Raw genomic sequence first — 14,421 nt, 5'->3', positions numbered from 1 at the left:
GTCCCCCTATCTAATCTCTACATCTATTATACTGACGAATGGAAAGGGGATCCAATGAAGAATCCCCATTTGCTCACAATAATGTGCGAATTGCCCAAAGTTCTGGGAAAAAAATAATGGTCAATGACTCGTTTTAAGTAACTAACTCCAGACGATCCTCCCGTTCCTTGCTTAAAACCGATAATGCGTTCGACTGTCTTCATATGACGAAAACGCCACTGTTGGAACCAGTCTTCAATATCCACGAGTTTTTCTGCTAGCTCATACAACTCCCAATGTTCATCAACATTCTCATAGACGTTTTTCCAAGCAAGTTTCACACTTTCATTGGTTTCATACGGCTTTGTGAGATCCCGTTCAAGAACGTCTTGGTCAATCGAAAAGCCTGCCTTATGAAGCGCTGCAATCGACGCATCATAAATGCTCGGTGCAGACAACGCTTTTTGTAGTTGCTCATAAATCGCTTCGTCCTGCTTATAAATCTCTAAACTGTGCTTCGTTTTATACCCGAGTGCAAATTCAATTAAGCGGTATTGATAAGACTGGAAGCCTGACGCCTTCCCAAGCGAATCACGAAATTCAATGTATTCAGAAGGTGTAAGTGTCGCTAACACGTCCCAGCCTTGAATAATTTGTGATTGAATCTTTGAAACACGTGCGAGCATTTTAAATGCGGAAGATAACTCACCATTCGAGATTGCTGTCGTTGCGGCTTTTAGCTCATGAATAATCAACTTCATCCATAATTCACTGACTTGATGAATAACGATAAACAGCATCTCGTCATGGTGATTAGACAGACGTTGTTGACTCGATAAAATTGAATCGAGGGATAAATAATCACTATACGTCATGTTCTCTTTGAAGTCTGTATGAATGGACGATTCGTTTTCAAATGCCTTTGGATGTTTTTTAAAATTCATGCGTTTCCTCCTTGATTTCGTGATTATCATGCATTAACACTGCTCGCACAGGTGACCCATCGGCACCATGCAAGTGTAATGGTAATGCAGAAAGGAAATAGTTCCCCGCCTGAACATGATCCAACATAATGTTTTCTAAAATAAACATTCCATGCTTATGGATCTCATGATGAATTGCCATATCTTTGCTATCCAATGCATCGACGGAAGGGACATCAACGCCGATTAGCTTGACTCCTTGCTTTGAGAGCTTCTGAACGGCTTCTGTTGTTAGCGTTGCAACGGCAGTAGGGAAGTGTTCAGGATTGTTCGGTGTATTTGTTTTTAGTAACACTCGACGTGCATCGATGTTCTCAAAAGCAGAAGGGTGAATCGTTTTCTCGTTTGAAACGTCAATCACCACCGCATTGCCAATGAAAGGTTCAAGGGGAAGTTGATCGATTGTCATCCCTTCATGATCGACATGAAATGGGGCATCTACGTGCGTTCCGCTATGGAGACTCGTTTCGATTTTTCCGATATTAACGGAGCCGGTTTCTGCTTTCGTGTAGACCGTTTCATAACGAAACGGAGTGTCACCTGGCCAGTGGGCGAGTGTTTTGGAAAACGGTTGACTAATGTCGATAATTTTCAAGAAACGACCTCCCTCGTTGAGCTGAAGCGCTCATATTTACGCTCGCTCATAATTTCTTTTAACCGCTGCACGGTAATAAAAATATCTTCGTACGTATTATAAAGCGGTACCGGAGCAAGACGGATTCCATTTGGAGGACGTAAATCTGGAATGATTCCTTCAGCTTTTAATGCTTTTGCAATTCGTACGGCTTCTTCGTGCTCAAGATAAAGGTGGCCGCCTCGGGACTTTGCATTCCTTGGGTTACTTATCGAGAAGTGATCGTTCGCCAATTTATGATCAATCAAGTTCATAAAGTAATCGGTCATACGTAAAGATCGTTCTCGAAGAGATGCGATGCCTACTTCATTAAACATTTCAAGGCTAGCGATCAATGGAGCTGTACTTAAAATGTGTGGTGTTCCGATTTGAAAAGCGCCTGCATCTTCGGCAAAGACAGGTTCATGATTCATATCAAACTGCTTCGATTTATCCGATGCAAACCAGCCCGCAAGTCCAGGATTCGCTCCAAAATGCTTTTCATGAACGAACAATCCACCAGTACTTCCTGGGCCGGCATTCACATATTTGTAGTTACACCAAAAGGCAAAATCTACGCCCCAATCGTGAAGCTGATGCACAGTGGCACCGATCGAATGGCACAAATCAAATCCAATCAGGATTCCGCGTTCATGCGCAGCTTCAGTTAAAGCTTCCATATCAAGCACTTGACCACTTCGGTAGAGAACAGAAGGTAATACGATCAGCGCAATCTCATCGGTCATTGCTTGAATTAAGTTTTCTGTCGCCAGTGTCAGACCATCTTTAGAGTTTACTTGAACAAGGTGTGTTGAAGGATCAAGTCCTTTTAACTTTAGCTGACTTTGCAGTGCGTAAATGTCACTCGGGAAATTTAACTGATCCGCCAGAATTTTAGTACGATTGTTTTTAGGTTGAAAGAAACTCGCAACGAGTTGATGTAAATTTACCGTTGTTGAACCGGTAACAATAACTTCTTCAGGTTTTGCACCTACTAAAGGGGCGGTATCGCGACCGAGTTTCTCGCTTAAATAAAACCAAGGATGATCTCCAGATGTCCACCCATCAATTGCATAGGTTTTCCAACTTTCTAACAGTTCTAATACTTTTTGTTCAGCAGGACGAGAAAGCAGACCTAGAGAATTTCCGTCCATATATACTTTAGAATCATCAATATAGAACAAATCGCGTTTTGATGCGACAGAATCTTGATGATCGCGATTTTTCGCATCTTGTAACGTGAATGCTGTCATAACTACTTCATCCTTTCTTGATATTATTATCGTAGTATGATTTTAAACGGAATGCTAGGGAACATTGCAAAAAAACACCAGAACTTGAGAAGTAAAGAGTATCTTATCTAAGCTAAAGCCTTGTAAGTTAACGTGTTGACATCACTACAATTACGAGCAAAAGGTTTCTGTTCATAACATTAACGCATTATCTCGGTGATGTACCGAATTGGATACGTGTTAAATTACGGAATTAATTTCAGAAAATATTTAACATTTTGTAGAATGTTTTTTGGTCTTATGCGTATGATTAGATTAGGCGGTGTATATTTTTAGGGGGACGAGACCATGGCAAAGTTTTCTAAGTCAGAGATGATTTGTCTGTTGGCTGATTTGTGCGGCGTTCCAAAGAAATTTCTAGAAACTATGGATGACGAAGGGGTTCACAAGTTGTTTCATGAACGTCTGAATGTCCAGCGACCTTACACCATCGTTGAAAAACATAAGCAATCTTCCTGACGCTTCGAACTTCGAAGCGTCTTTTTCTATACGTAAAACGATAAATCGCTTAAAATGGAGCAAGGAATTCATGGAGTAAGGATGAAGTACTGTGATAAATGATCAGCACCATATGGTGAAAATAGAGTTCACCGAAGAACATGAGCAAGCGATGCGATTTACTAACCCTGTAGCAATCGTGTCAACAACAGAAGGTACTGAAGTTTTGACATGCCTACAAGAAATCGAAAACTGGACGACTAACGGCTATTATGCCGCTGGATATATAACCTATGAAGCCGGCGCTTACTTAAGTAAAGAACTGCCAATTAACGATTTTGTGCGTGACGAATCAGATCCATTAATTTGGTTTGGTATTTATGATGAACCGAAGTCAAGCTCACAGGCTGAAACAACAAACGAACCGTATCACGTCACGGGGTGGGAACAAGAAAACTCGCGCGAGGCGTATACGCAAGCCATCGCGAAGGTGAAAGATCATATTGCTCTAGGTGACACGTATCAAGTGAACTACACGATGCGGTTACGTAGTCGTTTTCTTGGTTCAGCTTATTCTTATTATGAAGTGCTAAAAACGAAACAGCGAGCACCTTACAGTGCGTACGTTCATGATGGTAAACGACAAATCCTCTCGTTATCTCCAGAGCTATTCTTCAAAAAAAGAGGGCACAAAACTAACGACTAAGCCGATGAAAGGAACAATTCGTCGGGGATTGACGAAAGACGAAGATGATCAATTAAAGCAACAGCTACACTCATCTGAAAAAGATCGAGCAGAAAATGTCATGATCGTAGATCTACTGCGAAATGATCTAGGTGAAATCGCAGAGATTGGCTCTGTTTCTGTTGATAAACTGTTTACAGTTGAACCGTATCCTACTGTATGGCAAATGACTTCTACAATTACTGCACAAACCGATGATCAAACAACGGCAACAAAAGTGTTACGATCTCTGTTTCCTTGTGGGTCGATTACTGGTGCTCCGAAGAAAGAAACGATGAAAATTATCGCTCAGTTAGAATCATCTACTCGCGGGATTTATTGCGGATCAATCGGTTACTTTTCTCCAACAGGTGATGCATGCTTTAACGTGGCGATTCGAACTGCGACCGTTAATGATGACCACATTACGTACGGAATTGGTGGCGGGGTGACGTGGGACTCAACGACAGCTGGTGAATATGAAGAAGCGTTGCTAAAAGCAAAAATTGTTACTGATCACCGTTCAAATGTGGAGCTTTTAGAAAGTATCGGTGTACGAAATGGGCAGACGAAGCATATGGATCTTCACATACGAAGGCTACATGATTCAGCAATGAAACTCGGTATAGCCTTCGATGAAAACAACATCCGCTACCAAATCACTAAAGAAATCGAAATACTGTCAGGTGAGTCGCTGTATAAGCTCCGAGTTGTGTTAGGCTCAGCACTCACAGTGACGTCGCAACGGATTGAACCGATGACACAACCACAATTGGTGCAGTTTGCCTCACATCCAGTCGACTCTACCAACCCATTTTTAAAAATAAAGACGACAGCGAGAGGGCTTTACGAGCAGCATAAAAATGAACATCCAGACGTGTTTGATGTGCTTCTTTTTAATGAAAGAGATGAGGTTACTGAATTTACTATCGGTAATCTGGTCATTGAACGTGATGGGATTTTGCTCACACCCCCAGTTGAATCAGGTCTTTTACCAGGAGTTTTTCGAGAGAATCTACTCTGTGAAGGCGCGATTACAGAGCAAATTCTAACGAAAGAAGATGTGAAACGTGCAGATCGCATTTGGTTGATTAACAGCGTGCGAGAATGGGTTCATGTACAATTTGCGGATTAAGATCAAACGTACGTTCTTATATGATATACTTTGCATGAAAGGGGGCGTCGTCAGATGTTTGATAAACCGAACCTCCAACAATTTATTCATGATTTAAGACAAAACGAGCACATTGCTCATTGGCATACACTTCCAGAACGAAAAGCACATTATGCTGCAATGCCCACATCCCTTGATCGACGCTTACGGGATGTGTTTGTTAAGCGTGGAATTGATCAGCTTTATACACACCAACGTTCCGCTTACGATAATGTGTTTCAAGGAGAGAACATTGTTACGGTAACACCAACTGCATCTGGTAAAACGCTCTGTTATAACTTGCCGGTCTTACAAACGATCGCACAAGAACCGGACGCAAGAGCGCTTTATTTATTTCCAACAAAAGCTTTAGCCCAAGACCAAAAAAGTGAACTGGCAGAATGGATTGAAGCATCAGGATTAGATGTAAATAGCTACACGTATGATGGGGATACTGCCCCTGCCATTCGGCAAAAAAATTCGACAAGCAGGCCACGTTGTCATGACAAATCCGGATATGTTGCATTCTTCAATTTTGCCTCATCATACGAAGTGGGTATCTCTGTTTGAAAAGCTACGATACATCGTCATCGACGAATTGCACATGTATCGCGGTGTGTTTGGTAGCCATGTTGCGAATGTGATTCGGCGATTAGTCCGCTTGGCTCGCTATTATGGAAGTGAACCACAGTTCATTTGCACATCTGCAACCATTCGTAACCCTAAAGAACTGGCAGAACAGTTAACGGAACAACCTTTTTCACTCATCAATAATAATGGAGCGCCTAGTGGGAAGAAGCATCTTGCTTTTTACAATCCTCCTGTTGTAAACCCATCATTAAATATTCGTCAAAGCGCGTCTAAAGAAGTGCGAACGATTGCTAGGCAAGTGCTTGAAGCGAATGCGCAATTGATCGTTTTTGCAAAGAGTCGCGTACGTGTTGAAGTGATCTACAGTGATTTGCAGTCAATGATGAACAAGGAGTATGGTCCAGCTTCAATTCGAGCATATCGAGGCGGCTATTTACCAAGTGAACGACGTGCCATTGAAAAAGGCTTACGAAGCGGAGAGGTGCGAGGGGTCATTAGTACAAATGCGCTTGAGCTAGGAATGGACATTGGCCAATTACAAGTGTGTGTATTAACAGGCTATCCAGGTTCCATCTCAAGTTTATGGCAACAAGCTGGACGAGCAGGGCGTAGACAAGATGAATCGCTCGTTATTTTAGTCGCTGGTTCTGCACCGATGGATCAATATGTGATGAACGACCCCGATTATGTACTTCGCAGTGAAGCAGAAGAAGCTCGAATTGAACCGAACAATGTGATGATCCTAATGGATCACGCGAAATGTGCAGCTTATGAATTGCCATTTAAAGTGACGGATACGTTTGGTGGCATCGATATCAATGACATAATGGGGTATCTCTCAGATCAACAAATCGTTCATTTGCGAAAAGACAAATGGTATTGGATGAGTCAAGCATTTCCTGCTCACAACATTAGCCTGCGTTCAGCATCGCAAGAAAACGTCGTAATTATTGACCAATCTGAGACCGCAAAGACGAGAGTAATTGGAGAAATGGACCGGTTTAGTGCGATGACGTTACTTCATGAAGAGGCGATTTACTTACATCAAGGGCAACAGTTTCAAGTCGAACAATTGGATTGGGAAGAGAAGAAAGCTTACGTTAAAGCTGTCGACGTGGAATATTTTACCGACGCGAACTTAAACGTGAAGTTGTTCGTCATTGAAGCAGACCAAACAGCGGATGAGAACAAGTATAGCGCTTCGTTTGGGGATGTGGCAGTCACAATAATGCCGTCAATCTTCAAAAAAAATGAAGTTGTCAACATATGAAAACATCGGATCAGGTCCAATTCATTTGCCTCAAGAAGAACTTCATACAGCTGGAATGTGGCTTGACTTTGAAGAGGAAGATCTATTAGTTTACGGACGTAATCGCTTTGAGAAAATGCTCGTTTCACTTAGTCATTTAATGCACCATATCGGTGCTGTTATGACGATGAGTGATCGCAATGACTTGCACACAGCTGTGCAAATTAAGGCTGACCACTCAGAGAAATCTGCCATCTTCTTATATGATCATTACCCTGGTGGAATTGGGCTTGCCGAAAAACTTTATGGTCGTAAAGTCGAACTGCTTGAGCGTTCACGGCAAATGATGGCGCAGTGTCCATGCGAAGATGGATGCCCTTCTTGTATCGGTGAAGGTTCAGAAGAAGGTTTAAAACAAGACGTGATGCGATGGGTACAATCGCTTTTAGGTCGGTGATCGAGATGGACTTTAAGAAAAAAACTAAAACGAATGCAGCCTCACCTTGAGACGCGTGAAGTAATGGATGCTCCGGTAAAAACGGAAGAAACAACCTCTGAGTTCACGCAAACAAAAGAATGGGAAGCATTCGACAGTAAAGTTGTTCATTTAAACGAAGGTATTGTCGTCCATCGAACGAGACGATACCAATTGAAGGATGTATTCAAACAACACGGTGCGTTACAACAAACATTCGATCAATGGCGTTTAAAAGGAGCGAATGCTCATCCGCTCGCTCCTAATGAAACGACTCGTCCGACGGATTTGTTGTTTTTCGATACGGAAACGACGGGGCTTAGCCACGGTGCTGGGAATATGATTTTTATGATTGGGACTGGAAGAATCGTCGATCAAGAAGTCATTGTTGATCAATATTTCTTGCCGGGACCAGAGCATGAACTCGCGTTTTACACGTACTTTTTACAACAAGTTCACAACCTTGATGCGCTCGTCACATATAATGGTAAAGCATTTGACTGGCCACAAGTGAAGACGAGGCATACTCTTTTGCGTGAACAATTGCCAAAACTTCCTGACTTTGGCCACTTTGATTTGTTGCATGCCGCAAGAAGGTTATTCAAACACGATTTAGAGTCTTGTCGTTTATCACAAGTCGAACAAGACATCTTGAAATTAGAGCGTACAGAAGATACACCTGGTTACCTCGCTCCAATGCTTTATCAAGATTATATGACGGAAAATGATCCCGATTATGTAAAAGGAGTATTCGAACACAACGAGCAAGACATTGTTTCGTTATTTCAACTGTACGTGGAATTATCTGATCGGGTGCTGTCAGGTGGGTTTTCAAACGGCGAGCGATATGAAGTTGCACGTTGGTGGAAGCATTTAGGTTATGTGGATGAGGCTATTCATGGATTTCGTGAAATGACGAATGAGACGAATGAGTTTTACCGTTTATCGCTGTTTGAACTCGCATCACTTCTAAAGAAAACTGGAAACGCTACAGAGAGTCACTCTTTATTTCTTCAGTTGCTTGAAAGTAATGAGGGCAACGTGCATACAGAGGCCGCAGAAGCCGTTGTGATTTACTATGAGCACGAGTTAAATAATTATCACAAAGCGCTTGCTCTTTGTGAACGTGTGATGCATGTGAACGTACTAAACGATCGTGAGCGAGAAAAGTGGATGCATCGTTCAGAGCGCTTAGTTCGGAAAATAGGAAATGCTGGCGACTAATTATTTCCCGGGGAAGCGCAAAATCCGCCATTTTCTTACGTTTCCGCTACGTAAATTCGACATGGATTTGCCCAATCCTACTAAAATAGGTACTTGCACGATATCGCTCGCCTCCTCTTTTACATATTGTAATAGTGAACTTACAATCAAGGAGGAGTTAACATGAGACATCATCACAAAGGGTGTGGCCATCACCACCATATGCAAAACCATGGCTGTAACGGAAATGGAAACCAACCAATCGTATTACCTGCGGTTGTTCACCCTTCAAAAAAACAGCACGTCATTTAGTGACCAAGAGTATATTATTCCAGAGGTACACCCTTCTCACCACACGCACGTGCACAAAGACGTATACAAGCACGTTCATAGCCATCCTCATACAACAGATAACGTATATGAGTGTGAAACAGAGCAATTCGACTGTGGACCTGGAAACGGTGCATTTGGCGGACAGATGATGAACAACAACGGTTTCGGCGGATACGGCGGTCACGGTGGTCATCATGGAAAGCACAGCAAAGGCTGCGGCCATCGCCCTTGGTAATGGCTAGCTGTCTGTAAGGACAACCATCTAGGCGAAAGTACCGACACATTAGTGTCGGTACTTTTTTAGGTAGATGGAGGTGATTCTCACGCTTGAAATTGACTTTTCCACAACGATCTGAAAAAAATATTGCTATACGATGGAAGAGATTACGAGTGTGAGGTGAAGCCGATGTCAGTAAATGCACAATTAGATGCAAAGAAGATTCTTGACAAAGAATTTAAGACGAGCATGAAAGGCTACAATAAAGAAGAGGTTGACCAGTTTCTCGATTTTGTTATTCAGGATTATGAATTGTTTCAAGAGCATGTGACAAAGCTTGAGAAGGAGATTGAGCAGCTTAAGAAGATGCAATCTACGCCACAAGTTCAACGTCAGCGTAGCGCTGCTCCACAGCAACCTGAACGTGCTCAAGCATCTGTAGAGACGCATTCAGCTACTCAGGTGGGTACGACCAATTACGATATCCTCAAAAGACTATCAAACCTTGAAAAAGAAGTGTTTGGGAAGAAGTTAAGTGAGTAACGGAGTCGTACACGTGTATGTTGATGCTGCTTGTGCTGGGGATCCCGGTGCTTGTGGCATTGGGGTTTTTTTGAAACATCCATCTGGAGAAGTAGAGCGAATTTCAAAACGAATTACTTCGACCCATATTCACGCAGCCGAATTTGTTGCGCTAAAAGAAGGAATTGCATTTGCCCACGCGAAAGGATATCGCGAGGGGCGTTTTTTTTACAGATTCCCAACTTGTGGACCAATCCGTGAATATTGGTAAGGTTCACAATGCAACCTATCGCCCGCTATTACATGACGTTTTATTAGAAAGTGCAGAGTTTGATTTGTTTTTTGTTAGCTGGGTAAGCTCGAGTAAGAATAAAGAAGCAGACCATCTTGCAAAACAAGGCATTCATAAACAAATTTAACACTTAACGTTGCAGAAAAGACTATTCCACGTTATAATACAGCTTGCGCATATGCTGGAACTCTTCGGGCAATCGCGCCGTTTCTTTAGAATCGGTGAGGAAAGTCCATGCTCACACAACCTTAACTGGATGTAGTGTTCGTGCTTGACGAAACAATAAGTCAAGGCAGCTTACTTGTAAGTTGACGGCGCTTGGAACACCTAAGTCAATGGATATGGTGAACCATCGTAACGTGCCACAGTGACGTAGCTTCTCGGAAACGAGAAGAGTGGAACGAGGTAAACCCCACGAGTGAGTAACCCAAAATATGGTAGGGGCACTTTTTCGGTGGAAACATACGAAAGAGGCGAATGTATCGCAGATAGATGATTGCCGTCGTCGTGTGAGGTCAATAGCCTTAGCACGTCGATACAGAACATGGCTTATAGAAGGTTTCCAGCCTCTAGAGGACCCCGTTTTCGGGGTTTTTTTACTTTATGCATGAAACTCAGTATAATCATAGACGAACTGACAAAAGAAAGTAGGGGTACGAATGAGTGAGACGTACACATTCATTGCAACCGCAACAATGGGACTTGAAAGCATTGTCGCAAAAGAAATTAAAGCATTAGGATATAAAACAACAGTTGAAACGGTAAGGTTATGTGGGACGGGCCAATTGAATCGATGATCGAGGCGAACCTATGGGTACGTACTTCCGACCGGATCAAGCTTGTCGTTGGCGAATTCGATGCATTTACCTTCGATGAACTGTTCGAGAAAACAAAAGCTCTTCCGTGGGAAGATTTTATTCCTGTATACGGGGAGTTCCCAGTAGATGGTCGTTCGGTGAAATCGACGTTATTTAGTATTTCAGATTGTCAACGGATTGTGAAGAAAGCCGTCGTTGAACGATTGAAAGAAACATACAATCAAGAATGGTTTAAAGAAGATGGGCCGAAATTCCAACTAGAAGTTGCCCTTTTAAAGGACAAAGCAACGCTTACAATTGATACATCAGGAGAAGGCTTCATAAGCGTGGCTATCGTCGATTACACAACCGTGCTCCACTAAAAGAAACGCTTGCTGCTGCACTGATTTCACTAACGAACTGGCGCTACGATGAGCCGTTTTTAGATCCATTCTGTGGTTCTGGCACGATTCCAATTGAAGCGGCCTTAATGGCTAAGAATATCGCTCCTGGCTTGTATCGTAACTTTGAATCTGAACAATGGTCTTGGATTGATGAAAGTCTTTGGACTGAAGCACGCGAGCGAGCAAAAGCAAAAATAGTGGATCGCGACATTCAAATTTACGGTTCAGATCATGACCGTGAGCTAATTGAGCTTTCAAGAGAGAATGCGAAACTTGCTCACGTACCAGAGATACAGTTTGAGCGAAATGCGGTACAAGACCTTAAAGCTCCAGCTGAGCGAGGCATTCTCGTTGCAAACCCACCATATGGTACGAGATTAGAAGACGAGAAGACAGTTAAGCGTATTTATAATCAACTCGGTGATGTCGTGCAAGATCACTTCCCATTCTGGTCGGTGTATGTAATCACTGCGAATGAACAATTTGAAGAAGCTTATGGCGAAAAGGCTACAAAGAAGCGTAAATTGTATAACGGGAACATTAAGACGGATTATTATCAGTTCTGGGCAAAGCGCAAATAGCATATTTCTCCTTAAAAGTGCGTATACTAACGATATGTTTTTTTAAGGAGGCATGGACGTGTTCAAAACTGAATACAACTATCTTGAGCTCAAACAAATACAATCGGCAATTACTTCTACAAAGGATTCACTCACTCAAGTAAGTTTGACGACTGAACAACAGGCAAACGTAAACAACGCAATGAGTGCGGCCCATGTCGTATATCAACGCGCTCATGATTACGTTTTCTATCGACGTAAAAACTGCTGAACGTTCAGCAGTTTTTCTTATGGCTTTTTTTTGGATGCAAGAGTGCCGCACGTCAACGTTTAGTATGATAAGATTTTAGAGAACTACTAAACATGGAATGATTTGATTACGAAAACGAAGTAAGGAGGAAGTAAAATCATGAGTTTCCAAAACCCTTCAAGAGAAGAGATTGGTAAGATTCTAACGAAAGCAAAGCGCATTGCGGTCGTCGGCTTGTCTGATGATCCTTACCGTACGTCTAATAGTGTGTCTCAAGCGATGCAAGATGCAGGCTACGAAATTATTCCTGTCAATCCAATGATTGATGAGGCATTAGGCGTTAAAGCCGTCTCTTCATTGTCTGAAGTCGAAGGTCCTATTGATATTGTAAATGTATTCCGACGTAGTGAGTTTGTTGTTGATTTAGCGAAAGAGGCTGCAAAAACGAACGCTAAAGTATTTTGGACTCAACTAAACGTTGTAAGCGGTGAAGGTGCAACAATTGCAGAAGATGCTGGTATGACCGTTATTATGGATCGATGCATTAAAGTAGAGCACAGCATCACCACATAGAAAAGCCCCCTTCTATGAAAGAAGGGGGTAATTTTACATTATTCCGCTAAAGGTCTTGGATCTTCTAAGTAGCTTAAGATTCCTTCAGCAGCTCGGTAAGAAAGTGCGCCTACTGTAGGCGTTGGGTTGTACCCACTGTTGTGCGGGAACGCCGAAGCACCAACGACAAACAAGTTTTCACAATCCCACATTTGTAAATAGTTGTTTACCGCAGACGTCTCAGAATCTGCTCCCATAATTACTCCGCCTGTGTTGTGTGTGGTTTGATAAGGCATAATGTTATAGTCGCCAATATCAGGATTCGAGACAACTTCATTGGCTCCCATCTCTTCAAGAATCTCTGTAAGTCTTGCAGATTGATGGGCTGCTAAGTTACGGTCTTGTTCTGTAAAGTTGTAGGTCATACGTAGAAGCGGATCGCCATGAGAATCAGTATAAGTTGGGTCTAAATCTAGGTAGTTATACCGATAAGGCAGGCTTGCTCCTTGAGAACCTAGAGACAATGTACGATAGAAGTAATGAGCAGACGCTTCTTTAAACTCTTTCCCCCATGTCGGTGTACCTGGCGGGACAGGGTTTGTTGCGATCGGTCGAATCCCTGTCTGTGTAAGCTGAATTGTACCGCCATGTAAGAAATCGAGATCACTATGATCGAAGTTATCAGCGTTGTAATCATCGACTTGCCCACCGAGGGCTCCGGCACCTGCGTATAAGTTGAATTGCTCATCGAAAAACCCTTGAGCACTTGCCATTACTTGATAGCAATAGTTCTTCCCAATGACACCAGTTTCATTTTCTGGGTCGTAAGGCTCGCCGATTCCAGATTGCAGCAATAAACGTGTGTTGTTCATCACATAAGACGTTAAAATCACAATATCTGCTGGTTGGAAATAATCTTCACCCGTTCTCGTGTCAGTGAAGTACACGCCATCGGTCTGATTACCATCATACGCGATTTCACGGACGTTTGAATGGGTACGAATTTCAAAGTTTCCAGTTTCAAGTGCTGTTGGAATAACTGTAATTAACGGGTCAGACTTTGCTTGGTAATCACAGCCGAAACGTTCACAAAATGAGCAGTACATACACTGGTTAATCGTTTTCCCGTCTGGGTTTGTGTACGTTTCTGACAGGTTTGCAGACGCACTAATGTAAGGATGTAATCCGAGGCTCTCTGCAGCCTCTGCAAACATGTTCATCGATCTCGTTTGTTTCATCGGCGGCGTCGGGAATTCGGTAGATCTTGGAGCCGTCATTTCATTGTCTTCACCAGATGTACCGATCGTTTCATCAAATTTCGCGAAATACTCTTCCATATCGTCATAAGAGATGCCCCAGTCTTGTAACGGCATATCATCTGGAATTCGATCTTCTCCGTATTGATCAATCGTCTGAGTGCGGATTTCAAAGTCATAAGGGTAAAACCTTGGACATTGACCATTCCAGTGAATACCGGCGCCCCCAACGTCTGTACCGAGTAAGAACGAGCCCATCTGACGCATTGGAAGCGCAAGCATGTCTTGATCATTTCGAAACGTTAGTGTCTCTTTGGATAAGTCTTGCATTAATTCGTAGCGAATCGCATAACGCAATTCATCTTTTTGCATGATAAAGTCGTTAATTTTACGTTCGCTACCTCGTTCTAAACCAATACACTCGTAACCTGCTTTTGCAAGTCAGAAGCAATGATACCGCCAGACCAACCGACGCCAACAATTGCAACTTGTTTTCTTGGTAATTCTGTTGCCATAGTTACGTAACCTCCAAAACTTT

General features: G+C 42.6%; 12 protein-coding genes, 1 other RNA gene and 4 pseudogenes. 13 read left to right on the top strand and 4 right to left on the bottom strand.

The genetic code is table 11. From position 1 onward, the window contains the following. Positions 1-73 precede the first annotated feature (73 nt). The 3 genes and pseudogenes from kynA to kynU all read right to left on the bottom strand — a co-directional run bounded on the left by kynA (position 74) and on the right by kynU (position 2,828). Positions 74-923, bottom strand: a pseudogene (kynA, locus tag JCM19055_RS12950) (tryptophan 2,3-dioxygenase). Further along, a complete protein-coding gene (kynB, locus tag JCM19055_RS12945; RefSeq protein WP_042360024.1) occupies positions 913-1,557 on the bottom strand; it encodes an arylformamidase in 645 nt (214 codons plus the stop codon). The pseudogene kynA and the gene kynB overlap by 11 nt, the downstream one beginning before the upstream one ends. Then, positions 1,554-2,828, bottom strand: a complete 1,275-nt coding sequence (gene kynU, locus JCM19055_RS12940; RefSeq protein ID WP_042360023.1) for a kynureninase — start codon at positions 2,826-2,828, stop codon at positions 1,554-1,556. The genes kynB and kynU overlap by 4 nt, the downstream gene beginning before the upstream one ends. Positions 2,829-3,155: 327 nt before the next feature. On the opposite strand from kynU, the gene JCM19055_RS27420 reads away from it, so the two are divergent. The 13 genes and pseudogenes from JCM19055_RS27420 to JCM19055_RS12895 all read left to right on the top strand — a co-directional run bounded on the left by JCM19055_RS27420 (position 3,156) and on the right by JCM19055_RS12895 (position 12,648). Beyond that, entirely contained in the window at positions 3,156-3,326 is a 171-nt protein-coding gene (locus JCM19055_RS27420) for a hypothetical protein (RefSeq protein WP_193745426.1), read from the top strand. A gap of 91 nt (positions 3,327-3,417) precedes the next feature. Next, positions 3,418-4,011, top strand: a complete 594-nt coding sequence (locus tag JCM19055_RS23960) for a chorismate-binding protein (protein WP_081833680.1) — start codon at positions 3,418-3,420, stop codon at positions 4,009-4,011. A gap of 4 nt (positions 4,012-4,015) precedes the next feature. Continuing rightward, the gene (locus tag JCM19055_RS12935; RefSeq protein ID WP_052366305.1) at positions 4,016-5,164 is read left to right on the top strand and encodes a chorismate-binding protein; all 1,149 of its coding nucleotides are present in this window, start codon (positions 4,016-4,018) and stop codon (positions 5,162-5,164) included. Positions 5,165-5,218: 54 nt separating this feature from the next. Further along, a pseudogene (locus JCM19055_RS12930) lies at positions 5,219-7,479 on the top strand (DEAD/DEAH box helicase). Positions 7,480-7,512: 33 nt separating this feature from the next. Beyond that, a complete protein-coding gene (locus JCM19055_RS12925) occupies positions 7,513-8,721 on the top strand; it encodes a ribonuclease H-like domain-containing protein (RefSeq protein WP_052366304.1) in 1,209 nt (402 codons plus the stop codon). A gap of 211 nt (positions 8,722-8,932) precedes the next feature. Then, on the top strand, positions 8,933-9,268 hold the full coding sequence (locus JCM19055_RS23955; protein WP_052366303.1) for a CotD family spore coat protein: 336 nt from the start codon (positions 8,933-8,935) through the stop codon (positions 9,266-9,268). 171 nt (positions 9,269-9,439) lie between these two features. Further along, positions 9,440-9,793, top strand: a complete 354-nt coding sequence (gpsB, locus tag JCM19055_RS12915) for a cell division regulator GpsB (protein WP_042360022.1) — start codon at positions 9,440-9,442, stop codon at positions 9,791-9,793. Beyond that, a complete protein-coding gene (locus JCM19055_RS26505) occupies positions 9,786-10,043 on the top strand; it encodes a reverse transcriptase-like protein (protein WP_052366302.1) in 258 nt (85 codons plus the stop codon). The genes gpsB and JCM19055_RS26505 overlap by 8 nt, the downstream gene beginning before the upstream one ends. Further along, entirely contained in the window at positions 10,030-10,191 is a 162-nt protein-coding gene (locus JCM19055_RS25560; protein ID WP_265182130.1) for a hypothetical protein, read from the top strand. Before JCM19055_RS26505 ends, JCM19055_RS25560 begins: the two co-directional genes overlap by 14 nt. Before the next feature lie 60 nt (positions 10,192-10,251). After that, an RNA gene (gene rnpB / locus JCM19055_RS25555) (RNase P RNA component class B) lies at positions 10,252-10,621 on the top strand. A gap of 102 nt (positions 10,622-10,723) precedes the next feature. After that, positions 10,724-11,846: pseudogene (locus tag JCM19055_RS12905) on the top strand (class I SAM-dependent RNA methyltransferase). A gap of 58 nt (positions 11,847-11,904) precedes the next feature. Further along, on the top strand, positions 11,905-12,096 hold the full coding sequence (locus JCM19055_RS12900) for a hypothetical protein (RefSeq protein ID WP_042360021.1): 192 nt from the start codon (positions 11,905-11,907) through the stop codon (positions 12,094-12,096). 138 nt (positions 12,097-12,234) lie between these two features. Beyond that, positions 12,235-12,648: a CoA-binding protein gene (locus JCM19055_RS12895; protein ID WP_042360020.1), complete on the top strand. Its 414-nt coding sequence runs from the start codon at positions 12,235-12,237 to the stop codon at positions 12,646-12,648. A 38-nt stretch (positions 12,649-12,686) separates the two neighbouring features. Here the strand turns inward: JCM19055_RS12895 and JCM19055_RS12890 are convergent. Beyond that, a pseudogene (locus tag JCM19055_RS12890) lies at positions 12,687-14,398 on the bottom strand (GMC family oxidoreductase). Positions 14,399-14,421 lie beyond the last annotated feature (23 nt).

The sequence above is a fragment of the Geomicrobium sp. JCM 19055 genome (genome assembly GCF_000698185.1).
GTDB classification, from domain to species: Bacteria; Bacillota; Bacilli; order Bacillales; family Marinococcaceae; genus Geomicrobium_A; species Geomicrobium_A sediminis.
This window is presented reverse-complemented; position numbering and strand designations above follow the sequence as displayed.

Coding starts and splice junctions, on each gene's coding strand:
- kynU (WP_042360023.1), bottom strand. CDS start 2,828: ATGACAGCATTCACGTTACAAGATGCGAAAAATCGCGATCATCAAGAT.
- JCM19055_RS27420 (WP_193745426.1), top strand. CDS start 3,156: ATGGCAAAGTTTTCTAAGTCAGAGATGATTTGTCTGTTGGCTGATTTG.
- JCM19055_RS12935 (WP_052366305.1), top strand. CDS start 4,016: ATGAAAGGAACAATTCGTCGGGGATTGACGAAAGACGAAGATGATCAA.
- JCM19055_RS12925 (WP_052366304.1), top strand. CDS start 7,513: ATGCAGCCTCACCTTGAGACGCGTGAAGTAATGGATGCTCCGGTAAAA.
- JCM19055_RS23955 (WP_052366303.1), top strand. CDS start 8,933: ATGGCTGTAACGGAAATGGAAACCAACCAATCGTATTACCTGCGGTTG.
- gpsB (WP_042360022.1), top strand. CDS start 9,440: ATGTCAGTAAATGCACAATTAGATGCAAAGAAGATTCTTGACAAAGAA.
- JCM19055_RS12895 (WP_042360020.1), top strand. CDS start 12,235: ATGAGTTTCCAAAACCCTTCAAGAGAAGAGATTGGTAAGATTCTAACG.